The organism is Halocatena marina, from assembly GCF_023276375.1.
Taxonomy (GTDB): Archaea; Halobacteriota; Halobacteria; order Halobacteriales; family Haloarculaceae; genus Halocatena; species Halocatena marina.
Window position 1 is genome coordinate 1 of sequence record NZ_JALLPK010000002.1, and the last position, 21,377, is coordinate 21,377.

Annotated in this window: 21 protein-coding genes; 2 read left to right on the forward strand and 19 right to left on the reverse strand. The window is 58.7% G+C overall.

The annotated features are described in order from the left end of the window. From MW898_RS18665 to MW898_RS18720, 12 genes are all read right to left on the reverse strand, one after another. A partial coding sequence (locus tag MW898_RS18665; protein WP_248909819.1) for a MogA/MoaB family molybdenum cofactor biosynthesis protein occupies positions 1-538 on the reverse strand: 538 nt, incomplete at its 3' end. After that, the gene (locus tag MW898_RS18670; RefSeq protein ID WP_248909820.1) at positions 538-1,845 is read right to left on the reverse strand and encodes a CobW family GTP-binding protein; all 1,308 of its coding nucleotides are present in this window, start codon (positions 1,843-1,845) and stop codon (positions 538-540) included. The genes MW898_RS18665 and MW898_RS18670, both read right to left, overlap by 1 nt. A gap of 325 nt (positions 1,846-2,170) precedes the next feature. After that, the gene (locus MW898_RS18675; protein ID WP_248909821.1) at positions 2,171-2,377 is read right to left on the reverse strand and encodes a hypothetical protein; all 207 of its coding nucleotides are present in this window, start codon (positions 2,375-2,377) and stop codon (positions 2,171-2,173) included. Continuing rightward, entirely contained in the window at positions 2,355-3,161 is an 807-nt protein-coding gene (locus tag MW898_RS18680) for an energy-coupling factor ABC transporter ATP-binding protein (RefSeq protein WP_277999944.1), read from the reverse strand. The genes MW898_RS18675 and MW898_RS18680 overlap by 23 nt, the downstream gene beginning before the upstream one ends. Positions 3,162-3,229: 68 nt before the next feature. Further along, a complete protein-coding gene (locus tag MW898_RS18685) occupies positions 3,230-4,042 on the reverse strand; it encodes an energy-coupling factor transporter transmembrane component T family protein (protein ID WP_248909823.1) in 813 nt (270 codons plus the stop codon). A 2-nt stretch (positions 4,043-4,044) separates the two neighbouring features. After that, positions 4,045-4,368, reverse strand: coding sequence for a cobalamin transport operon protein (locus tag MW898_RS18690; protein WP_248909824.1), 324 nt, complete (start codon positions 4,366-4,368; stop codon positions 4,045-4,047). Continuing rightward, complete coding sequence (locus MW898_RS18695; RefSeq protein ID WP_248909825.1) at positions 4,368-5,048, reverse strand: energy-coupling factor ABC transporter permease; 681 nt, start codon at positions 5,046-5,048, stop codon at positions 4,368-4,370. The genes MW898_RS18690 and MW898_RS18695 overlap by 1 nt, the downstream gene beginning before the upstream one ends. Positions 5,049-5,186: 138 nt before the next feature. Beyond that, the gene (locus MW898_RS18700; RefSeq protein WP_264556333.1) at positions 5,187-5,597 is read right to left on the reverse strand and encodes a CopG family ribbon-helix-helix protein; all 411 of its coding nucleotides are present in this window, start codon (positions 5,595-5,597) and stop codon (positions 5,187-5,189) included. A 98-nt stretch (positions 5,598-5,695) separates the two neighbouring features. Then, the gene (locus MW898_RS18705) at positions 5,696-6,484 is read right to left on the reverse strand and encodes an ABC transporter ATP-binding protein (protein ID WP_248909827.1); all 789 of its coding nucleotides are present in this window, start codon (positions 6,482-6,484) and stop codon (positions 5,696-5,698) included. Beyond that, entirely contained in the window at positions 6,475-7,314 is an 840-nt protein-coding gene (locus MW898_RS18710; protein WP_248909828.1) for an ABC transporter permease, read from the reverse strand. The genes MW898_RS18705 and MW898_RS18710 overlap by 10 nt, the downstream gene beginning before the upstream one ends. After that, positions 7,314-8,339, reverse strand: a complete 1,026-nt coding sequence (locus MW898_RS18715) for an ABC transporter substrate-binding protein (RefSeq protein ID WP_248909829.1) — start codon at positions 8,337-8,339, stop codon at positions 7,314-7,316. Before MW898_RS18715 ends, MW898_RS18710 begins: the two co-directional genes overlap by 1 nt. A 623-nt stretch (positions 8,340-8,962) precedes the next feature. Further along, the gene (locus MW898_RS18720) at positions 8,963-9,154 is read right to left on the reverse strand and encodes a hypothetical protein (RefSeq protein WP_248909830.1); all 192 of its coding nucleotides are present in this window, start codon (positions 9,152-9,154) and stop codon (positions 8,963-8,965) included. 194 nt (positions 9,155-9,348) lie between these two features. On the opposite strand from MW898_RS18720, the gene MW898_RS18725 reads away from it, so the two are divergent. Next, positions 9,349-10,107: an IclR family transcriptional regulator gene (locus MW898_RS18725; protein ID WP_248909831.1), complete on the forward strand. Its 759-nt coding sequence runs from the start codon at positions 9,349-9,351 to the stop codon at positions 10,105-10,107. A 151-nt stretch (positions 10,108-10,258) separates the two neighbouring features. On the opposite strand, the gene ddh is transcribed toward MW898_RS18725, so the two are convergent. Next, on the reverse strand, positions 10,259-11,197 hold the full coding sequence (gene ddh / locus MW898_RS18730; RefSeq protein ID WP_277999933.1) for a D-2-hydroxyacid dehydrogenase: 939 nt from the start codon (positions 11,195-11,197) through the stop codon (positions 10,259-10,261). A gap of 133 nt (positions 11,198-11,330) precedes the next feature. Between ddh and MW898_RS18735 the strand changes: the two genes are divergently transcribed. Then, on the forward strand, positions 11,331-12,947 hold the full coding sequence (locus MW898_RS18735) for a thiamine pyrophosphate-requiring protein (protein ID WP_373689890.1): 1,617 nt from the start codon (positions 11,331-11,333) through the stop codon (positions 12,945-12,947). 116 nt (positions 12,948-13,063) lie between these two features. On the opposite strand, the gene MW898_RS18740 is transcribed toward MW898_RS18735, so the two are convergent. The 6 genes from MW898_RS18740 to MW898_RS18765 all read right to left on the reverse strand — a co-directional run bounded on the left by MW898_RS18740 (position 13,064) and on the right by MW898_RS18765 (position 21,159). Further along, entirely contained in the window at positions 13,064-13,648 is a 585-nt protein-coding gene (locus MW898_RS18740; RefSeq protein ID WP_248909833.1) for a tripartite tricarboxylate transporter TctB family protein, read from the reverse strand. Next, the gene (locus MW898_RS18745) at positions 13,645-15,192 is read right to left on the reverse strand and encodes a tripartite tricarboxylate transporter permease (protein WP_248909834.1); all 1,548 of its coding nucleotides are present in this window, start codon (positions 15,190-15,192) and stop codon (positions 13,645-13,647) included. Before MW898_RS18745 ends, MW898_RS18740 begins: the two co-directional genes overlap by 4 nt. 177 nt (positions 15,193-15,369) lie before the next feature. After that, entirely contained in the window at positions 15,370-16,416 is a 1,047-nt protein-coding gene (locus MW898_RS18750; protein ID WP_248909835.1) for a Bug family tripartite tricarboxylate transporter substrate binding protein, read from the reverse strand. Positions 16,417-16,524: 108 nt separating this feature from the next. Further along, on the reverse strand, positions 16,525-17,277 hold the full coding sequence (locus MW898_RS18755; protein WP_248909836.1) for an MBL fold metallo-hydrolase: 753 nt from the start codon (positions 17,275-17,277) through the stop codon (positions 16,525-16,527). Further along, positions 17,274-18,236 (reverse strand): MBL fold metallo-hydrolase, encoded by a 963-nt coding sequence (locus MW898_RS18760; RefSeq protein WP_248909837.1) that lies wholly within the window; start codon positions 18,234-18,236, stop codon positions 17,274-17,276. Before MW898_RS18760 ends, MW898_RS18755 begins: the two co-directional genes overlap by 4 nt. Then, positions 18,178-21,159 carry an FAD-binding and (Fe-S)-binding domain-containing protein gene (locus tag MW898_RS18765; RefSeq protein WP_248909838.1) on the reverse strand — a complete coding sequence of 994 codons (2,982 nt, stop codon included), beginning with the start codon at positions 21,157-21,159 and terminating at the stop codon, positions 18,178-18,180. Before MW898_RS18765 ends, MW898_RS18760 begins: the two co-directional genes overlap by 59 nt. Between the last annotated feature and the right edge of the window lie 218 nt (positions 21,160-21,377).

The window sequence follows — 21,377 nt, forward strand, 5'->3', positions numbered from 1 at the left end:
CGAGGTGCGGCGCTTCATTGGCGATGATCTCTGTTGTAGCGAGCCGAACAGCGTTTTCGCTTCCAGGCAGCACGAACACTGGCACGTCACGGGCGATCCCCGCGATTGCACGAGTCGAGACGACACGTGTCCGGACTTCTTCCCACGAGAGCCACCGGAACGCCTCGCCGAATCCCGGCAATTCGCGGTCGAAGAGGTCCCCAACCGCATCCGGTGTGACGTCGTCGACAGTAACACCCGTCCCGCCTGTTGTTATGATGACATCGACATCCTCTCGATCAAGACACTCGCTCACAGTTGTCTTGATCTGGACGTAGTCGTCCGGGACCATTCGACGTGCTGTGACAACGTGCCCCGCGTCGACGAGGATACTGGCGATGACGTCACCACTAGGATCGGGCGGTGCTGTTTCGGCGACATCGCCGCGAGACGTCGACACGGTGACGATAGCCACACCGAGTGGGTCGATACAGTCGTGCCCGTCGGTATCAGTTGTCCGTCGGTCCTCGGTCGATGGGAGTGTAGCGTTCTGGGTCACTAGTGCTCACCGACCACGAGGCGTTGTTTCATCGGGGGTTCGGACCACTCAATTGTCCCTGGGAACGGATTCTCGAACGTATCCCAGTCGTCGTCCATCTCCATTTCTGTCTCCGAGAGGAGGCACTCGTCAAGCGCTTCGGTGAGATGAGATTCGCTCATCCCTGCACCGATGATGACGAGTTTCGTCTCCCGATCACCCCATTGCTCGTCCCAGTGGAGGTCCGACCGCGAATCACGGTATGATTCGCGCTGGAAATCCGGAAGCGTAACCGCCCATCGACCATTGATCTCGACGTGAGTCTGTGTGCCCGCCTGACTTAGGTCGAGGGCGTAGCGCTCGCGTCCAGCGACCCACAGATGTCCTTTCGCGCGGACGATAGAATCGGGAAATGAGCAGAGCCACTCGTGGAACCGCTCGGGATGGAACGGTTGGTGGCGCTCGTAGACGAACGAATCGACACCGAACTCATCGGGCGGGTGGAGGTGGTCGTGTTCGTGGTTGTGCCCGTGTTCGTGATCATGGCCATCTGTCTCTGCGACAACGCTGTGCTCGTGAAGAGCATCGTCTGTGGTGGCGCCGTGATCTGAGGAGATGAGCTGTTTCCAGCGGGCGGCGTTACTCGCCTCGTCCTTGTCGAATCGTCCCGTCCCGAGGATTCGCTCAGGGTCGACGGCACTGTCGGTCGTCCGGATGATGTCTACTCCGGGGTGGAACGTTCGGATGACACGCTCTACCCCTTCACGCTCTGCGTCAGAGACGAGATCGCACTTGTTGAGGACGAGAACATCACAGAACTCGACCTGCTCGGCGAGCAGATCCGAGAGTGGGCGAGCGCCGTCTTCGGTCGGATTGATCGACTCACCGATGACGAACGTCTGGTGGAACTGGTGGGCGTCGACCACGGTGACCGTCGTGTCGAGTTCGTACAGCGACGAGGCCCGTGCAGACGAGACGAACCGCTGTGCAATCGGAACCGGATCACTGATACCCGAGGCTTCGATGACCAGGTAATCGAATTCCTCGTCAAGTGCGAGACGCTGTAGCTCTTGATCCAGTTCGTTTTGCAGTCCACAGCAGATACACCCGTTCGACAGTTCCGTGACACCGCCGTCGTCCATCGAGAGGTCCGAACCACTCTCGATGAGATCGGCGTCAACGTTCACCTCGCCGACGTCGTTGACGAGGACAGCGATGTCGTACTGTTCGCCGCCGACAGTGAGGAGGTGGTTGAGCAGCGTCGTTTTTCCCGCCCCGAGCCCACCACTCAGGATCGTGACCGGAGGTTGGTTCTTGTTGATCGGCATGGATGGATTGTGAATTGAATCAACTAAAATATTAACTATTGCTCATCTGTTGGGAGATACTTAATATAGGGTAATAGTCATGAGTGGAGGTCTGAATGTCGACGTTCTTACTGTGTCCTCAGCGTATTTCGTTTCGACAATCTTCGAGACCAAACTCTCAGAGACGTTATAGGTTGTTGCTCTTGGGCGCTGATTGGTTCGGTATCAGCCCTGTACGTTTCTCTTGTCGAATCTTCACTGTCACCACTGTCGCCAATATCGTGCGCGAAACAGCGCCTGCAGCTGCAACCTCGTGTGCCGGGGAAACGTGTTCGGTGGTAACCACTCACGACTGATTCGATCGGCTGAGTTTGTACAGGACCAGCGAACAAGCGATGAACAGTGTGGCCGTTGAGCTATCTAGGACGACTGGCCACGCGACGACTGGTTCAATGTTGGTCGCGACTACCCACGTGTGCAGGGCAACCATCTCGATCCGCTGAGAAAGCGGCGCGAAATACCGAAGGAGGCTAGCAGTCGTGTTCGCTGCCATCCAGAGCGTGTGTCTGTGCGGTTTCCACATCGTTGGCTTCTGTGAGAAGCGAAATGAGATCAGCTTCCGATACTGGCTGTGCAGTCGCATTCAACCCTGCTTTGCGAGCCACACGAACTGCACTTGGCGGGTGGAGGTTCGCTTCCTTTAGGAGTGCGTCGTCGTAGAACACTTCCCGCGGCGTACCGTCTCCGATAATGTTGCCGTCGGCCATCACACAGACCCGGTCGGCGACTTCGACGGCGAATTCGAGGTCGTGTGTCGAGAGGACGACGCTGATTCCCTCCTCGTAAATCTGCCGGATACGGTCGGCGACCAGTTGCGACCGTTCTGGATCGAGTCCAGCGAGTGGTTCATCCAGCACGACCACGCTCGGTTCGAGGACCAACACACCAGCGAGACCGATGAGGCGTTTCTCGCCACCGCTCAGGTAGTGTGGAATCCGGTCTTCGAGGTGGCTCGCGTCAACGGCCGCGATCGCCTCGCGAGCGCGCTGTTTCGCTTCATCACCGGGGACGCCATAGTTCTGGAGGCCGAACATCACGTCATCGAGGACCGTGGGTGCAACGAGTTGCGTATCAGCGTCTTGAAAGACGAAGCCAACTTCCTTCCGTGCGTGTGCCTTGTTGTCTTCGGTGATCGGGGTGCCGTCGACGACGAGGTCGCCGTCGTCGGGAACGAGTGTCGCGTTCAGGTGTTCGAGCAGTGTCGACTTCCCCGCGCCGTTGCCACCGACGAGCGCGATGACTTCGTCAGGGTAGATGCTGAAGTCGACGTCATGCATTCCGACCGTCCCGTCGGGGTAGGTGTGCGCCTCACACTGGAGATCAATGAGGGGAGGCTCATCTCGGCTCACAGTCCCACCCCGTAGACCACGACCGCCCCGTAGCCAACGACTGCGACGTACGACCCGACCACGATGAGTAGTTCGTGGATCGGTGGCCGCGAGACGTCGCCGTACAGCGTGATGTCACCGTTGTACCCACGGGCTTCCATGGACTTGACGAGCCGTTCGGACTGCTCAATTGCCGACAGCATCGTCATGCCGAGGATTCTCGCGTACAGCCGTTTGTTCGACCAGAACTCAGAGAGGTTCGCTCCCCGAGAGAGCGCGGCTTTCACCAGATCCTCAAGCGTCTCGATCATGACGAAGGTGGTCCGATACGTGAGCAACGCGATCTGGTCGATCGGCCGTGGAAGCATCCGCCCAAGCAGGTATGCGACATCATTGTATTTGGTCGTCATCGACGCCGCCAGCGTGAACGTGACGACGGTGAGTGACCGACAGCTGAGTTCGGCGAAGAGGACGACCCCCGCCCACGTGACCGAGAGCTCACCGAGCGGTGTCGAGAGCGCGCCACCGATCGGCGTCCCCGGTTCGAGAAACGCAAGCGGCCCGGCGACCGAGATGATGAACAGCAGTGGGAGGCTGTACCAGCCAGCGAGCCGACGGTACGGAAGTCCCGCTATTCCGTAGACGAGGAGAACGGCACCATACAGGCCGGCCAGGAGCACGAGTCGGTCGAACACCGTGACCGCGAGGACGAGTGCGCCAACGATGCCGACTTTCGTCCAGGGGTTAACGTGGTGTAGCGGCCCGTCTTGGCGCTCGGCGAACGCCGTGATGAGCCGCGGGTCGGGGACGTGATTCGAGAGTGTCGCCACGGTTACCGTGCCAGACGTTCTCCGTTCCCGGAGCCACCGTAGCGGTCGACGTAGACGTACAATCCGATGCCGAGGACGAGTAGCAGGACGACGAGTCCGCCGAATTCGAGCATCATTCCGCCCTTTCGGATGGGACCGGCCACGACGATGCCGCGGTTGAGATCGATGAGCGCGCCGCCGCTCTGCTGGACGCCACGTTGGAGGGCCTGAGCGGAGCGCTTGGCCCACGGGAGTGCGCCGCCAGTCGAGGTGAACCCCCAGAGGCCGGCAGCGAAACAAACCACGAACAGACCGACGAGCCCGCCGTACTGCTTCCAGCGCTGCATCAGACCGTCACCCCGGTGGACTCCCCGCGAGTGTCACGGTCGGCCAAGCCGACGAGGTCGGGGCGAACCGACGCGAGGAACTGGACGATGAAGCCCGTCAGGATGCCTTCGATGATGGCGACACCGAGATTGAGGCCAACGAGGCCGGCGACAGCAATTGCCAGATCACCACGGGGCAGCGCGCTCCCGTTCACACCACTGATGACGATGACTACACCCATCAGGACCGCTCCCGCCGAGAGGCCGAGTGTTGCCGCACTCGCACTGGCGGGAAAGACGTCCCAGTCCATCCCTATCAGCGTCTTGAACGCGTAGTAGGCGACGATGGCTTCGCTCGCATTGACGAGCGTGTTTGCACCGAGCAGACCGACCGCACCGTGGCCGAGCGCCGCCGAGAAGATGTTCACGACCAGCGCGATGAGCGCCCCAAGCAGCGGCCCGGCGAGAATCCCTACGAGGCCGGTGAGGTTCATGTGGATGCCACCCCAGACTGGAATGTTCAGCTGGAAGATCGCGAAGCTTGCGGCCGCGGCGATTCCAGCAAGCGCGATCTGGTGAGTCTTGATACCGCCTTTCCGGACCCGGTACACCACGCCGCCGATTAGCCCCACGGCAAGCAGGGTCCAAAGAACCAATGCCCACAGCGGGAACGCGCCTTCACCGAGATGAATGTGTGCCATAGTTGGTTTGTCAATTTCGGTGCTGATTATAATAAAGTTACTGTACTGGATCAGAGGAGATAATAACTGTGGGGCAAAATAACGTTATGTATTGATAGAGTGGGGTTAACATGTCTGTCGATGCCAGCGATCTCGTGTTTAGTGCTCGCCGATCTTTGCGTTCATCACATCGACGGGGACGACCGTATATTCGACCGAGATTGACTCATCTGCTCCGCGGATGGTCCCAATGAATCGCAAAGCGTCCTCGTACGCAGCTTCGACGACGAACGTTTCGACACAGCCAGCATTGTCCTCGAGACAGTTGTGTGAGTTCGATCGAATCGACGATTCGAATTCGTGGCGAATGTCCATCATCCGGTGTTCGATCTCCGGTTCGTCGTATCCGAAGACAGCAGTTACTGTCGCCAACACCTGCCGATCCTCGTAATCTGTCTCTTGGTACTCTTCGAGCAGTGACTGGCATGCTTCGCGGATGACCTCACTCCGTCCAGTATAGCCGTATTCTTCCACAAACGTATCGAGATCGTTCCGGAGTCGCTTCGTCATTGAGGAACTCACGATGGGCATATATTAAAAATAGAGTCAGAGATAATAGAGGTGGTGGTATAGAGAATCTCTGTTAATAATCTCCTTGTAAGAGTGTATCAGCGACTAGTGTCATTCGAGCTCCCAAGCTCGTCTCTGATTCGCGCAACGTACTCCACGAAGTCGTGCGCTGTCCGTTCTCGAGGGCGCTTCAGGTCTATGGAGACAGTCGATTGCACTGCTCCTGACTCGGTGTCCATGATGGCTACTCGATCAGCGAGCGTCACTGCCTCGTCGATGTCGTGCGTGACAAACACGACGGTCTGTCCGGTCTGCGTCCAGATATCCAGTAATTCGGTGTGTAGACGGTCGCGGGTTCGCGCGTCGACACTTGCGAACGGCTCGTCCATCAAGAGGATCTCAGGATCGACAGCAAGCGCGCGAGCGATCCCGACGCGCTGTTTCATGCCGCCGGACAGCTCCTTCGGATACGCGCCCTCAAAGCCGTCGAGTCCGACGAGGTCGATCAGTTCCCTGACCCGTGCCTCGCAGTCAGGACAATCACATGCGGGCCGGTCGAGGCCGAATCGGATGTTCCCACGGACGGTTCGCCAGGGGAACAGCGCGTACTCCTGGAAAACCATTCCCCGATCCAGACCCGGGCCAGTAACCGGATTGCTGTCAACCAGAACCGAACCACTGTCTGGCTCATCAAGGCCCGCTATCGTCCGCAGCAGTGTAGTCTTTCCACAGCCCGACGGACCAATCACACAGTAGAACTCGCCCTTTGACACCGAGAACGAGATAGTGTCGAGCACTTGCGTCGATTCGTACGCCTTGCTGACGTTCTGTACACAGATCTTCTCTTTTGACTCTCGATTGGTGGACGACTCCGAACTCATCGCCACACGAGCACCCTCCGTTCGACGAGTCTGAACCCGACGTCCATACAGAGGAACGCCAAGCTAATCAGGAACATGTACGCAACGCTGGTGGCCATCGCGAGGTTGTTCGAGGCGTTAATGATCTCGTAGCCGACGCCCGGTGCGCCGAACAACTCGGCACCGACGACGATCATCCAGCACCGACCGATGCTCGTCCGGAACCCCGTCAACACTTGGGGTGCGGCACTCGGGAGTGCAACGAGTTTCAGCATCGAAAGGTCGCGCTCCACGCCGAGCGTCGACGCCGCGTCGGTCAGTTCGGTCGAGACGCCCTCGACGCCACCGTAGGCTCCGTAGAAGTTGATCCAGAACGCACCGACGAAGACGATGAACGCTGCGCCGGCGTGGTGGATGCCGAACCAGACAATCGCGAAGACGATCCACGCAAGTGGCGGGATCGGCCGGAGCACCCGGGTGAGTGGCCGCAACCAGTCGTCGAGCGCTCCGTTCCATCCCATGGCCAGTCCAAGACTGATCCCACAGCTCGCACCGAGGAGGAGACCGGGAACGTAGTGAAACAACGTCTCTGCGAGGTGTGCGAGCCCGGTCGGTAACACCAGACGTGACCCTAGGGGGACGACGATCGCAGTCGAGGTTGCGAACAGGTCGACAAACGCACGCGCCGAATCGAGCGGCCCCGGCACCAGATAAGACGGCTGGGTCGTTATCGCGCCGATCCACCAGACGAGCAGGAACGCGAGGAGACCGCCCAGTCCGCGCAGACACCGGCGCAGGTCTCCCGTGAAACTCCCGTCGATGACCGTATTGGAACTAGTGTCGATGCGCGTACTCATTACTGGATTGCGTCATAGGGCCCGAATGCGAACAGGTTCTCCGTCGCAAGCGGTTTCTCGATGTTACCGACGTTTGCGACGAACTTACCCATCGTCGCGGCCTGGTCGGTGATTGCGTGCGGGTCCGAGATAAATTCTGACGCCTTCGAGTCCAGTGCGGCCTTCGCGAGACCCTCGCTCACTCCGGAGCCGATCACCGAGGCAGCGTAACGAGCGGCTGCGTTCGGCGAGGCTGTTGTGAACTCGGTTGCCGCGATGTGCTGTTCGACGAGCGATTGCGCGACCTCACTGTCGTCGATCACGTGTTGGCTCGCGAACAGCACCGTGACGGGATGGTTGTCAAGAATGCTGCCGGACCAGACGAGTTCGCCGAAGCCGTCGTTCTGACCGATGATTGTCGCGAACGGTTCCTGGATGATCGTCGCGTCAATGTCACCGGACTGGATCGTTTGAACCGCTTTTGCCGGCGGGACTTTCGACTTATCGATGACAGACTCTATCTTACCGACGTCGAGATCTTCTTGAATCCAGTATCGAAGCACGATATCGGGGACGCTTCCGTCTGGTGGTGCACCGAACCGGACCTTGCGGCCGCGCTCTTCCTCGAAGCGCTCGAACGTGGCTGCCCCCTCCTGTTCGTAGCGAGCGGCGAGTTCGGTCGTTCCCATAACTTTGAAGCCGTTCCTTGAGTTCGCTGCGAGGATACCGGCGTTGGTCCCCTTATCGACGAGGACCATTGCGGGAGTAATGCCGAAAAGCGCGACGTCGACGTCGCCGCTGGCGAATGCCTTGACGACGCTCGGTCCGGAACTGAACCGTTCGATGGAGACATCTGCGGGGACGTTCTCGTAGAAGCCCTTCTGTTCCATCACGTAGTGCTGCATGTTCGGATAGATCGGGACGTATGCAACGGTCAGCGAGTCGAGCGACCCGCCTCCTTGACCGAGACAGCCAGCGATTCCCGTTGCAGCCACCGTGGTTGCGCCTGTGACATGGAGCAATCGTCGGCGCGTGAGTTCGACCATTTGTATTACTAACTCTAAACCCAGTTATAATAATAACTGTGATTTTCCACAGTGGGGTTAATATTAGTGGGTGTTCAAGGATGTGGCTGTTGCTAGAATCGATCCGTACCCAGTCGGAGCGAAGAAATCAGAAGGCACGCATTAGTTCCATTCTCTGAGGTTGTGAATAGCGGGGATCACCGGCTAAATTCGCAGTTCAGTGCGTGAATATCCACTCGGTGTCCGTCCCATCTGGGTTGACGTGGTCTCAACAGAGATCGTTTGGCGCGCGCAAGTACCTGTTGACCCAGTCGTACATCTTCTTCAGCCAACTGAACTAGTATTACTTTTTGTTGTTATTATCGGTCAGTCGGCACAGATGGTGCTCCAGTTCTGCTCCGGAACGGTCGTAACGGTATTTCGATCGTTGTTCCAAGATGCTTGTAAGAAGTGACACACGTAGCTGTACGGCTTGCCATCCTGATGTGGGTAGCGTTCCAGATACAGTCGCGAATTTTCCTTGTAGAAATATTTCTGAGGAGCATCGTAGGCAGCGACTGCCCGTTCGACTGATGTAGAATCATCAGCGTGTTTTGGTCATTTGTGCTAGTCTTTTGTGTCGGTTTACTAAAGAAATTTCATTTCTATCGGTAGTCTGAGAAGCAATACGAAACCTGTTCCTGCCCCAATTTTCTAGAGTACGTTTCGTCGGTTGCGGCACCGATCTCCACGAGGATGCCGTCGTCGGAGCCATCTCTGTCGCGGGACCAACGGTTCGGCTTCAGGAGGTACGTTAGGACAACCTCCGGGAACTGGCCGTCATCGGCGTACGACATCGAACTGCGCCTCGATAATTAGTGATGGATCCGACCGCGAGCGTCCAATGAGTAAAGCTGTAGCGGTTACCGAACAGGATCTACGAAGGTGTACAATAGGTTCGGAACGGCTTCACGACTCTGACACTCCAATGTCATACAACGTTTCTATATATTGGAACAGCTATTTATTCGATAAGATGTATGTCGGTAGTATGGAAAAATCCGCCAAAAATCCTGTCGAAACGACGAAAAAGTCGTTTCGCCTTGTGGAGACCCTCAAGGATTGTGACGAGGCCGGGGTGACAGAACTCGCTGACCGCCTCGGGATGAGCAAGAGTGTCGTCCACAACCATCTGAGCACGCTCCGCGAAGAGGGTTACGTGATCAAACGTGATGGGGTATACACATTGAGCCTCAAATTCCTTGAATTGGGCGGGTATACGCGCAAGCAGATGGACCTCTACCAAGCGGCACGTCCGGAGATCAACCAGTTGGCCAGTAAGTCAGGAGAACTTGTAAATTTATTGACTGAATGTCAAGGGAAGGGTGTCTACCTCTACCGAGCGAAAGGCGACCGTGCAGTCGATCTAAACACCCACACGGGCTTCCGGACGTACCTTCACAGCACGGCCCTAGGAAAGTGCTTATTGGCGAATATGACCGACGAACGTGTCGACGAGATCATCGACGAGCACCACCTCCCGGCGGAGACGGAGAATACGATCACCGACCGAGAGGTGCTCTACGATCGCCTGAATGAGGTTCACGAGCAGGGCTACGCTGTCGACGACGCCGAACGACTAGAGGGGCTACGATGCGTCGCTGCTCCCATTGAGGATACCCAGACAGTGCTCGGAGCGATCAGCGTCTCTGCCCCGATCGGTCGACTCTCTCGGGAAGAAGCCGAGGGCAAGATCAAGGATCTGATTCAGGATGCGGCGAATGTCATCGAACTGAAAGTCCGGTACTGAGCTCCGTTCTATCAAATGAAATCCTCAATCAGATATCCGGAATCCAGCTCGATAGTCTGTCACACTCTCACGTCTGCGGTGGTCGAGGCAATAGGGGGGATCGAACAGTTCTCTGCGGACCAGCATTCGAAATTTTGGAACGCGGAACCCGTCAGGCGACCCGGTTCTTGAGGCTCTCGCCGTTGCGGTACCGTTGTACATTTTCCTTCACGAGATCAGCGATGTCGAGGTGATAGCGATTGGTCGCGGATCCCTTATGTGGCGCGATGATGACGTTTTCGAGGTCCCACAGCGGGGAGTCCTCGAGTAGCGGTTCCTCCTCGAAGACATCGAGCGCCGCACCCGCGATTTTCCCGTCTTCGAGGGCCACGATGAGTGCATCCTGATCGACGATCTGCCCGCGGGCGACGTTGATCAGGTAGGCGTCCTCACGCATTGCGTCGAGTTCCTTGGTGCCGATCAGTCCTTCCGTGGCGGGCGTATGTGGCGTGGCGACGACGACAAACCGCGCGTCCGCGATGGCTGTCTCTAGTTCCGTGGGATCATAGAGCCGTGAGACACCCTTGACGGGATCGTCCGATCGTCGCACACCCACTACGTCCGCGCCGAGAGCGTCGGCTCGCTGGGCGGTCCCGGCGCCGATGGTCCCTAGACCGACCACACAGACCCGTTCTTCCTCGATGGTGAATGGTCGCTCGTAGTCTGGTGTATGCCACTCTGAGTCGTTTTGATGGTCGCGGTAAACGTGCAACAGTCGAGCGAACGAGAGCATGAATCCGACGACCATCTCGCCGACGGTAGCACCGTGAATGCCCGTGCTGTTGGTCAGCGGAACACCCCTTTTCTCGTAGGCGCTGGTGTCGAACTCGTCGTAGCCGGCGCGGGCGCAGTGTACCCACGCGGCGTCGAGAATCTCCGGTCGGGAAGTGTAAGTGATCACTGCGTCACCTTCGCCGTAGGTCTTGCTGTCGCCGACGAGAGCGGTTGGGATCGGGATGTCGTCGAGTGTCTCGACGAATGCCTCTTCGGGGATCACGTTTCCGATGGAGGTGTGGACGTACAGCTGCTCGAGTTCCATACGTTCGGTCATGATGAGGGGTTGTGTACCGGAAGCGATTGAACCTTTTGGAGACGGCAGTGTTCTGTGTGTGCACGCCACGTCGTGGAAGGATTTATGTCGCTCTCGGTAACTGATTTAGATGCGTAGAGAGGGAAGTGTATCTATGGATGTTAATCACGCGATCGTGAACGCATTGCGAGCAGAGGGCGTAGAGTATCTGTTCGGATTCCCCAGCAACCCGTTGTTCGACACGGGGGCAGCTGAGGACGCGGGAATCCGGACAATCGTCACCAGACAGGAACGAACCGCGGTTCACATGGCTGATGCGGTTGGCCGGCTGACTTCCGGCGAGGAGATCGCCAGCTTTGCCTGCCAACACGGGCCCGGCACTGAGAACTCCTTCGGAGGGATTGCACAGGCATTCGGGGAGTCAGCGCCACTGGTCGCGATTCCAGCGGGTTACGACGCCGCGAAGACCGACACCGACCCCAAGTTCAACTCACTAGTAAACTACCAGCAAATCAGCAAATCCTGTGAACAACTCACTGATCCGGGAGCAGTCGACGAGACAATGCGTCGTGCGTTCAGCGCGGCGCGCAACGGGCGTCCGAGACCGGCCGTCGTCGAGGTCCCAAAGGACGTGTTTTACGAGGAGGTGCCTGAATTCGACTACAGCCCCTCGTCGTCCAACCGGTCCGGTTCGGACCCGGCCGTCGTCGAGAGGGTCGCTGATGTGCTCGTTCAGGCAGACCAGCCCGTGATCTACGCTGGTCAGGGAGTCCATTATGCGAAGGGGTGGGATGCACTCCGGGACCTCGCAGAGACCTTGGAGGCGCCCGTTGCGACCAGCCTCAACGGCAAGAGTGCGTTCCCGGAGGATCACCCGCTCTCGCTGGGGGCTGCGAGCAAGAGCGAACCGGGTCAGCTGTCGCACTTCATGCGGGAGGCGGACGTGCTCTTTGGGGTGGGCTGCAGCTTCACCGAGACGGCCTACGGGCTCACTTTCCCTGACCCCGAGGAGACAACGATTGTCCACTCGACGCTCGACCCTACTGATATCGACAAGGACCTCACCTCCGAGCACTCGCTGGTTGGCGACGCCCGACTGACGCTGGAAGCGCTGGTCGAATCCGTCGGAGACCGCGTCGCAGACGACCGCGGTCGCTTTGATGAAGTCGTCGCCGAGATCGAGGAAGTCCGCGAGGAGTGGCTTGCGGAGTGGCTACCGAAGCTTACCACCGACGAGACGCCGATCAACCCCTACCGGGTGATCCACGAACTAACGAATGTTGTCGACGCTGAGGACGCGATCATAACCCACGACGCCGGCAATCCGCGGGACTTTCTGGCGCCGTTCTGGGAGTCGACTGAGCCGCTCTCGTACATCGGCTGGGGAAAGACCACGCAGTTGGGCTATGGACTTGGACTGGCGATGGGTGCAAAGCTCGTCCACCCTGAGAAACTCTGTATTAACCTCTGGGGGGACGGCGCCATCGGCATGACCGGCATGGACTTCGAGACCGCCGCCCGTGAGAACATTCCTATCCTCACAATCCACCTCAACAATTACGAGATGGCGTCCTACGACACCCCTTTCTCCGGGGACTTTGCGGCGGTCGGCGAGGCACTGGGCGGCTATGGCGAGCGTGTCGAGGACCCAGGGGAGATTGCACCGGCTCTTGAACGGGCCATTGAGAAGACTAAGGAGGGAACACCAGCGCTGCTCGAGATCATCACCGCCAAGGAAACCGACCTCTCCCGGCCGGATCTGCAGGAGTAGCGTCGATTTCTACGTTCTCACCACGCTCCGATTTTAGTCAAATAGATCAACCACGCAAAGCCGCGACCGGAGGCGACGGTCCACGATACGAGCATTATTCGGAAAAAGGAGACGCGTCAGAAGAGATTCGAGGCGTAGACGCTTATTTCTCTGAAGATCCCGTTGCCGTACGGGAGTGCGATGTTCATTACGTTCCTGAACGTAAAGAACACAATGGCAGCGACGGCGACACTGAACACGGCCAACTTTCCGAGGTCGCGGTAGCCGATCGTATAGGCGAACACGAACATGAAAAGCGGCGACGCGACGAGAAATCCAACGTGTTCGAGAGACACGAAGAAAACGACCGAGATACCGATTGCTAGCAGGTACTGGCGTTGGTTCTCCGAGAGGTCGAGGTCGCTGCTGTCGAAGCCACCGAGACTGATCGTCTCGCCGTTCTTTTTCGCGCGCCGATACAGAATGACGAAATTAAATAATCCGGACACGAGGATGACGATTAGCGTTGCCCGCGGCCAAAAGGAGGCTCCGGGATCGTACTCGGAGATACGGTTTCCAGCAAACTGCTGGGACACCGCAAAGAATCCCACAGCGAGCAGCATGAACAGGGCGGTGATCCCCATGTCCCGGACCGTACTCGGGGGTGCTTGCTCGCGCAGGGTGGTTTCCTCCTCGTTGGCTGGTCGGTCCTGTTCGCTCATTGTTCCACCCCCGCCAGGCCGAGGCGATCACGGATTCGGTCGCCGAACTGCGTACTGTCCATGATGAGCGGTATTATGAACGTCAAGATTGCCAGAATGATCAATACGGCCGAGATGGGTCGATTGAGAAACACCATCCAGTCTCCTGATGCCTTGGTGAGGCTGCGCCGGAGGCTGGGCTCGGCGAGCGGACCGAGCACGAGGCCGATCACCATCGGTGCCACGGAGTAGTTGTACTTTTCGAGGTAGTATCCAGCAATACCGAAGATCATCATCGTCCAGATGTCGACTACGATGTTTCGGGTAGCGAACGCACCGACGACAGTGAAGACCATAATCAATGTGAGCAGCAACTCACGGGGGATATGACGGACCTGGAGGAACATCCGGACGATCGGCTTATTCATAAGGAGGATCGCCACGTTCGCCATTAACAGTGCGGCAAAGATGGTGTACACCAGCGGCCCTTGTGTCGAGATGAGTGACGGACCGGGTCGAATCCCGTGGAGGATGAACGCCGCCAGGATAACTGCTGTCGTCGCACTGCCAGGGATACCGAGCGTTAACAGCGGCACGAATGCGCCGCTACAGGCTGCGTTGTTCGCCGTTTCGGGCGCGGCTACACCCTCCGGAACGCCGGTTCCGAACTTCTCGCGGACGCGCTTGGGAACAAGTCGCTGGCCAAACGTGTAGCCGAATAGCGCGCCAGTGGTTGCACCAGCGCCGGGCAAGACGCCAATGAGCGTCCCCAGAACTGAGTTGACGCTCAGGATGCGAGAGAACCGTTTGAAGTATCCGAGTGGAGGGAAAATCGACCCCGAGGTCGTATTGTCAAGGTTCGAGTCGTCCCCGGTGCCGATGAGGCTCCCACCGCTTTGGATCTGCTTCAGTACCTCTGAGAAGGCGAACACGCCGAGAATGACTGGAATGAAGTTAATCCCGCTGGCGAGGTAGTTGCTTCCGAAGGTAAACCGAGTCATGCCAGTTAGCGGATCGAATCCGAAAACGCCCAGAAACAACCCCAATGACATCATCATGGTCGCCTTCGTCACGTTGCCAGCACCGATCGTCGAGACAAGCGCGAGTCCGAGCAGGATGACGGCGAAGAACTCCGGGTCTGAGAGCTGGATAGCGAATTCGGCGAGCATCGGTGAGAAGAACGTGAGGATGAGCGTTCCGACGATCCCGCCGAATGCCGACGCGAACACCGCAGTACTGATCGCCTCACGGAGCTTTCCCTGTTGGTTCATCGGATAGCCATCGAGCGTCGTCATGATTGCTTCGGGCGCACCGGGGACTTTAAACAGTATCGCGCTGATTGACCCCGCGTACACCGCGCCCACGTAGATGACCGAGAGCATCATGATGCCCGCCGCGGGTTCCAGAACGTAGGTGATCGGGATCATCAGGACCACTGTCATTGTCCCATTCATCCCCGGAATTGCACCGCTCAACATCCCAAGCGTGATCGCCACCGCAAATAGGAGGAGGTTGAAAGGTGTCAGGATATTCCCGAATCCGGCGAGAAGATTCTCTATGATCATGGTTCCCCATGGACCGTCAGTGGATGGTGTAAAATTGATGCGTGGCAGTGATCCGTCTGGTGGAGCTCGGCTTGTCGCTGTTCGGATCGAATATGATCGGTACTCATGCGTTGTCTCCTGTCATAGGCGGTCGGTATCATTTTCTACAATGGTACTGTATGGATGTAATCGTCTGTTCTACATGTCGGAGTTCAATGGTTTAACGACCTGTTCATAGGTATTGACTTCGTCTTCCATCGTCGCTCGCCACTCGTCGGAGCCCTGGTATCCCTCACGGAGGTACAGCAGCGTTTCCTGTTCGAGTTGCTGGTATGAGTCGGTTTGCATGGCTTTCTGAATGACGTCATCCCAGAACTGAATGGCCGCATCGGGGGTGCCGGATTTCACGTTGAAACCACGCGAGACGCCGTAGGTGACATCCCAACCGTTCTCACTGGTCGTGGGAACGTCCGAGAACTTCTTGAGCTTATCCTTGACGCCGACTAGGATCAGGTTGATGTCACCAGCTTTGTGCTGTTCCTTGAGCTCTTGGATCTCGCCGAATGCGGCGTCTATCTCACCGGAGATTGTGTCGGTACGCATCCGACCCGCGTCTTGGTAGGTCGTGATACTGGTGTTGTTCAGGATGCCCGCTGTGTCGGCCCAGAGGATGGAGAACGCGGCCCCAGTGATCCCACCGACAGCGCCGATCTGAACCTCGTTCCCGTTCTTGGCTTTCTTAACAAGCGAATCGATACTATCGTGTTCAGCAGCGTCCCGACCACTGGTGTAGATCCAGCTGGTGTCGTGTTGAACACGGCAAATGTATCCCCAGTCGTCGAGTGTGAAGTCAGCCTGTCCTGTGGCGATATTCGGTGAGATGGCGTTAGTACTCGGAAAGAGTGTATGACCGTCAGCCGGTTGATTTAACACTCGTCGGGCTGCATTGAGACCGCCTGCGCCAGTAACGTTCTCGAACGTGAACGTAACGTTGATCCCGCGTTCGGACAGCATCTTCTCGGCGGGATTCAGGACGCCACGCGTCATCGTGTCTGTGCCACCGCCAGCCGCCCAGGGAATGATGACCCGAACGTTCCGGGACGGTTCCCAGCCGCTCGCGCCACCACCTTCTGTTGTCTCATTACCGTCGCCGCTCGTACACCCGGCAAGGCCGACGATACTGACGGCTCCTGCTGCTTTGATGAACTTCCGTCGGTTGATGTTGCTAGTCTCTTCACTGGACATTGCTACCGAATAACAGAAGAGTGGTTATCAGGTTTATAGATTATGATTGTATATTGTCACGATGGTCCAAAACTGACCATTGCGGGCCGACATGGAGGCTGTTCAGCGCTACTCGGGCACCTCGTAGTTTCCACTGATCCGTTCGGCGGCGTCGGTCAGCCGCTCCAAATACGTGGTCAGATCCTCGCTGTCGATCGGGTTCCCATGAATCGGCGCAACGTTGTCGATCGGGTACGCCGCGAAGATGTCGTCGAGGGCTGCTCGGAGCTTCTCGGGATCAACGTAGCGCAGCCAGACGAGTTCATCCCGGTGGAATTCGTAGATCTCGTCAGCGGGAATTCCGTCTCGGAACTCAGCGGACGTGTAGCGACACTCGTCGGGCTGGTGACGGTTCCCGAGTCCGTCGGCAGTAAACAGCACGCGGTCCCCGTGGTCGTAGATCCAGGTCGTGTGCGACCGGTCGGCCAGCGGCGGATCGATGAAGCTCAGCGTTCGCCCGAGTACGTCCATCTGCCCGCCGATTTCGCATTTCGTCGCGTCGGGCAGCCCTTGGGACGCTGGCGCCTCCGAGGACGCGACAAGTTCCACGTCGCCGCTCTCAATGTTGAACTCGCCGACGTTCGCCGAGTGGGGATAGTCCGAATGGGAGAGAACGATGGCGTCGATCCCGTCGCCACCGGTCGCTTCGCGGAGCTCAGCGGTGATCTCATCGCGGTGGTAGAACGATCCCGTATCGATCAAGAGGTTGCCTTCCTCAGCAGCAATCAGATACACCGACACGTGGCGGTGACGCCCGCCGATGTCGTAACACTCCTCAATCCAGTGGACGTCGTGGGTGAGTTGGACCGTCACGGTGCTCACCCCAGTGTCCCCGTGCGTCCCTCGGTGGCGATCCGTTCGACGACGGGCTTCATCATTTCCATGTACTCGGCCGGGTCCTCTCTGATCACGTTCCCGTGGGCTGGCGCAATCATTGCAGGACTGAACTCCCGAATGAGACGGTCGATCTCGTCATGGACCGTCTCGACGTCGACGTATTGATACCAGAACATAACTCGTCCGTGAAACACCACGAGTCGATCAGGCGTAATTGGTGCGTCGAGTTCATCGGCGAAGGCCAGCCCCTCGCTCCCGTGGTGGGGGTAGCCCAGCCAATCAACCGGGAACAGCGTGTCCGTCGTCCGCTCGGTCATCCACATGTGCAGCGACGCGTCTGGGAACGTCGCCTCGTGGAACTCAACGGTCCGCTGGCCGAGGTCGATGCGGTCGCCGGCACCAACGTGCGTCGCATCGTCGAGGTGATAGAGCTCATGGGCGTTGCCGTACCGTGGCGCGACCAGTTCCGCCTCCGGATGAGCGTCAAGAATTCGAGCCGTGTTTCCTGCGTGCGGGACGTCCGGGTGCGAGACAACGAGGTAGTCGAGGCTGTTCTCGAGGAGGTCATCGATAGCGTCGAGGATTCGGTCGGTGCTCGCTGGTGAGAGTGTATCGAACAGCAGTGACTGCTCGTCGTCGATTAAGTACGTGTTCTGGGCGATGTGGAGTGTGTCGGACTCGTCGTACCACGGGGGTGGCGAGTCGTCGACGAAGCCACTCCGATCGGTCCCGTTCTCCTGTATCCAGAATAGATCTGGAGCAATCTCTCGAGGCATCCAATACGATTGAACGGACCGGGAACGCTTAAAGTTGTAGGACGCCGACCCCGTCGCCTCTTCTGGCAGTCGTTCCAGCGAGAGAAACGCGCATTCGAATACGGAACCGTCAGGTGAGCGCCGCCGCGAGCGCCTCGACAGGATGGAGGATCCCGTCGTTGTACTCATCGCCCAGTTGCGTGCGACAGGACGCCCCCGGAGCGACGACTTGCTCGCCGTTACTGGCCTCGATCTGATCAAACAGGATCTTCCCGATCGCCCGGCTCATCGAGTAATGTTCGGCCTCGTATCCGAACGAACCAGCCATCCCACAACAGCCGGAGTCCAGCGGGTCGACCCGATAGCCCACCCGTCGTAGCACTCCCACTGCGTGATGGTCTTTCTTGAGCGCCTTCTGGTGGCAGTGGCCGTGGTAAGTGAGGCTCCCCTCGGCGTCGGTCGGGAGATGCTCGACGAGCCGGAAGACGTCAAGATACTCACAGACTCCGTAGGTGTTGGCTGCGACCGTCCTGACAGCCTTGCCGTCCAGCAGATCGGGATAATCCGATTGAAACATTGCCGCGTCGGAGGGTTCGACGACGACGGCGTCCCAGTCATCGGCTAGCCGTGGGGCGAGAATGTCGACGTTGCGCTCGGCGTCAGCGCGGGCCTTCTCGATGAGCCCCTTCGACAATGGCGGCCGACCGCTGCCCCCAGTGCCATCGGGGATCTGTACGTGACAGCCCGCGGCTTCGAGTACTTCGACGGCATTCTTCCCTGCTCCCGGCTTGTTGTAGTTGGTGTAGGTGTCTGGGAACAGCAGCACCTTCCGCTCGGCCTCTTGTGGCGGAACCTGCGGGCCGCCGCGATCCGTGAACCAGTCCACGAGACTCTCACGGTGGAACTTCGGCAGCGATCGCTCGCTGGCAATTCCTCCCAGTCGTTCGAGGGCCGTTCGCCCGCCGGGGATCCTCGTCACCCAGTTCGTCACCGGCGCGAGCGCGCTCCCAACTGCCGAGAGACGATCAATGTGACCGAACGCCCGCGTCCGCAACGAGGTACCGTGGCGCTCGTGGTACGCATTCTCCACCTCGACTTTCAGTTTCGCCATATCGACCTCGCTGGGACAGTCGACAGAGCACCCCTTGCAGCCGATGCACATGTCCATTACCTCGTGCATGAACGCAAGGTCGAACTGCTCGCTCTCGGGGAGATCACCGCTCATCGCCTGGCGCAGCAGATTCGCACGGCCACGGGTCGACTGAATCTCCTCCTGCGAGGCGCGGTAGGTGGGACACATGACGCCGCCCGTCGTCGACTGTCCTCCCCGGCACCCCCCACAGCCGTGACACAACTCGGCCATTCCCTGAAACTCGTTTTCATTGTCCCAGTCGAGTTCAGGCTCGAAGCCTGCGTCGAACTCATAGTCCGGATCGAACCGAAGGTTCTGTGTCATGTCCCAGTCGCCACAGACGCTTCCGGGGTTGAGGAGCCAGTCGGGATCGGCGGCCGTCTTCAGTCCGCGGAACACCTCCCACAGATGCTCACCGTAGAGCTTCCGATTCCACTGGGTCCGCGCGCGCCCATCGCCGTGCTCGCCAGAAACTGAGCCTCCATACTTCACTGCGAGATCAGTCGCCGCGTCAGAAATGGATTCCATGCGCTCGACGCCCTCGGTCTCCTTCGTGTTGATCAGCGGCCTGACGTGGATACAGCCCGGGCCAGCGTGGGCGTAAAACGAGCCGAACGTGTCGTGCTCCTCAAAGACGTTCTGGAAGTCCGCGATGTACTCTGGGAGGTGCTCGGGCGGAACCGCGACATCCTCGATGAACGCGATGTGTTTTGCGTTGGTTGTCCGCGAGAGGAGGATCGGCGTCGAGGCTTTTCGCATCTTCCAGAAGGCCGCCTGCTCGGCCTCTTCGTACGCTTCGAGTCCCTCGAAGGCGATGTCGCCAACCCGGTCGTCGAGCAGTCCTTCCACTTTCTGGCGGGCATCAGCCTCACCTTCAGCGTAGAACTCTACGAGCAAGAACGTGTCTGTTCGCTCGGGGAGGATGCCGACGACATCTTTGAATTCTTCGAGACTCCGTGCGAGGTCTAAGAGAACACCATCGAGGACCTCGACGGCGGCAGGGTCGTGTTCGAGGATAGGACCGACGTCCTCCATCGCCTCGACGAGGCCGTCGTAGGTCAAGAGGCCGATAGCCTTCGTTTCGGGAAGTGGTTCGAGTGACACCTCGGCCTCGGTGACGATCGCCAGCGTTCCCTCGCTCCCGACAATCAGCTTCGCGAGGTTCAGCGTCTCTCGATCGCCGTTGGCGACGGCATGGGCCTGCTCGACGAGGACGTCAAGGTTGTACCCTGAGACGTTGCGCTTGATGCTCGGGAACGCCTCCGCAACGGCCTCACTTTCCTCTTCTATGATTCGCAACGCCTCGGCGTAGAGTCGCTCCTCAAGGTCCCCCTCTGGATCGGCGCGTTCGTAGACTTCGTCTATCGGCGTTTCTCCTAGCCTCGTAACGGTGCTGTCCGCGAGGACTACCTCCAGTTCCTCGACGTACGCGTCGGTCTTGCCGTACTTTAGTGAGTGGGCACCGGTGGTATTGTTGCCGATAGCGCCGCCGAGCGCGCTCCGGTTGGCAGTCGAGGGATCGGGGGCGAACTTCAGTCCGTGTGGAATGAGCGCCTCGTTGAATTCCGCGAGGACTGTCCCCGCCTGTGCCCGGGCGCGGCGACCATCTGGATCGATGGCCAGAACGCTGTCCATATGGCGAGTGAAGTCCAACACAACCGCCTCATTGACGGTCTGGCCCGCTAGGCTCGTCCCTCCACCCCGCGGGAGCACTGGAATGTCCCGGTCGGCACAGTACTCGACGACCGCGCTCACGTCGGCCGTCGAAGTCGGGAAGACGACCCCGATTGGTGTCATCTCGTAGGCGCTGGCGTCGGTCGCGTACAACTGACGGGAGTAGTTGTCGAACCGCACCTGACCGTCAACGAGATCCGCGAGGTCATCGCGCAACTCTGGCCGGACAACCTCTCCCCGGTAATCGTAGTTCGCGCGGTCGTCGCTCGCGGGGTCCTGCTCGGACCCGGAGTCATTCGTAGCCATGTGGATTCTATCTATCACATGAACGAGACGGATCAAAATCCTTCTGCCCATCCAACACCTGTCGCATCGACGTAGGGGTAGACTCATCTCAGGGAGGACTTCCGGTTGACGACCTGCTCTCGAATGACAGTCGCCAGCGGGGACCGAGTTGCCGACGCCGGTCCGCTCAATCTTGGATACGTCGTCGAGCAACCTCCGCAGATCGGCCCTGTACGGTG

Bases quoted from the DNA above. Each gene is read 5' to 3' on its own strand.
- MW898_RS18680 (WP_277999944.1), bottom strand. From the start codon at position 3,161: ATGCATGACGTCGACTTCAGCATCTACCCTGACGAAGTCATCGCGCTC.
- MW898_RS18740 (WP_248909833.1), bottom strand. From the start codon at position 13,648: ATGAGCGAACAGGACCGACCAGCCAACGAGGAGGAAACCACCCTGCGC.
- MW898_RS18720 (WP_248909830.1), bottom strand. From the start codon at position 9,154: ATGTCGTACGCCGATGACGGCCAGTTCCCGGAGGTTGTCCTAACGTAC.
- MW898_RS18750 (WP_248909835.1), bottom strand. From the start codon at position 16,416: ATGTCCAGTGAAGAGACTAGCAACATCAACCGACGGAAGTTCATCAAA.
- MW898_RS18690 (WP_248909824.1), bottom strand. From the start codon at position 4,368: ATGCAGCGCTGGAAGCAGTACGGCGGGCTCGTCGGTCTGTTCGTGGTT.
- MW898_RS18710 (WP_248909828.1), bottom strand. From the start codon at position 7,314: ATGAGTACGCGCATCGACACTAGTTCCAATACGGTCATCGACGGGAGT.
- MW898_RS18765 (WP_248909838.1), bottom strand. From the start codon at position 21,159: ATGGCTACGAATGACTCCGGGTCCGAGCAGGACCCCGCGAGCGACGAC.
- MW898_RS18715 (WP_248909829.1), bottom strand. From the start codon at position 8,339: ATGGTCGAACTCACGCGCCGACGATTGCTCCATGTCACAGGCGCAACC.
- MW898_RS18760 (WP_248909837.1), bottom strand. From the start codon at position 18,236: ATGAGTACAACGACGGGATCCTCCATCCTGTCGAGGCGCTCGCGGCGG.
- MW898_RS18695 (WP_248909825.1), bottom strand. From the start codon at position 5,048: ATGGCACACATTCATCTCGGTGAAGGCGCGTTCCCGCTGTGGGCATTG.
- MW898_RS18725 (WP_248909831.1), top strand. From the start codon at position 9,349: ATGGAAAAATCCGCCAAAAATCCTGTCGAAACGACGAAAAAGTCGTTT.
- ddh (WP_277999933.1), bottom strand. From the start codon at position 11,197: ATGACCGAACGTATGGAACTCGAGCAGCTGTACGTCCACACCTCCATC.
- MW898_RS18735 (WP_373689890.1), top strand. From the start codon at position 11,331: ATGGATGTTAATCACGCGATCGTGAACGCATTGCGAGCAGAGGGCGTA.
- MW898_RS18670 (WP_248909820.1), bottom strand. From the start codon at position 1,845: ATGCCGATCAACAAGAACCAACCTCCGGTCACGATCCTGAGTGGTGGG.
- MW898_RS18675 (WP_248909821.1), bottom strand. From the start codon at position 2,377: ATGGCAGCGAACACGACTGCTAGCCTCCTTCGGTATTTCGCGCCGCTT.
- MW898_RS18745 (WP_248909834.1), bottom strand. From the start codon at position 15,192: ATGATCATAGAGAATCTTCTCGCCGGATTCGGGAATATCCTGACACCT.
- MW898_RS18700 (WP_264556333.1), bottom strand. From the start codon at position 5,597: ATGACGAAGCGACTCCGGAACGATCTCGATACGTTTGTGGAAGAATAC.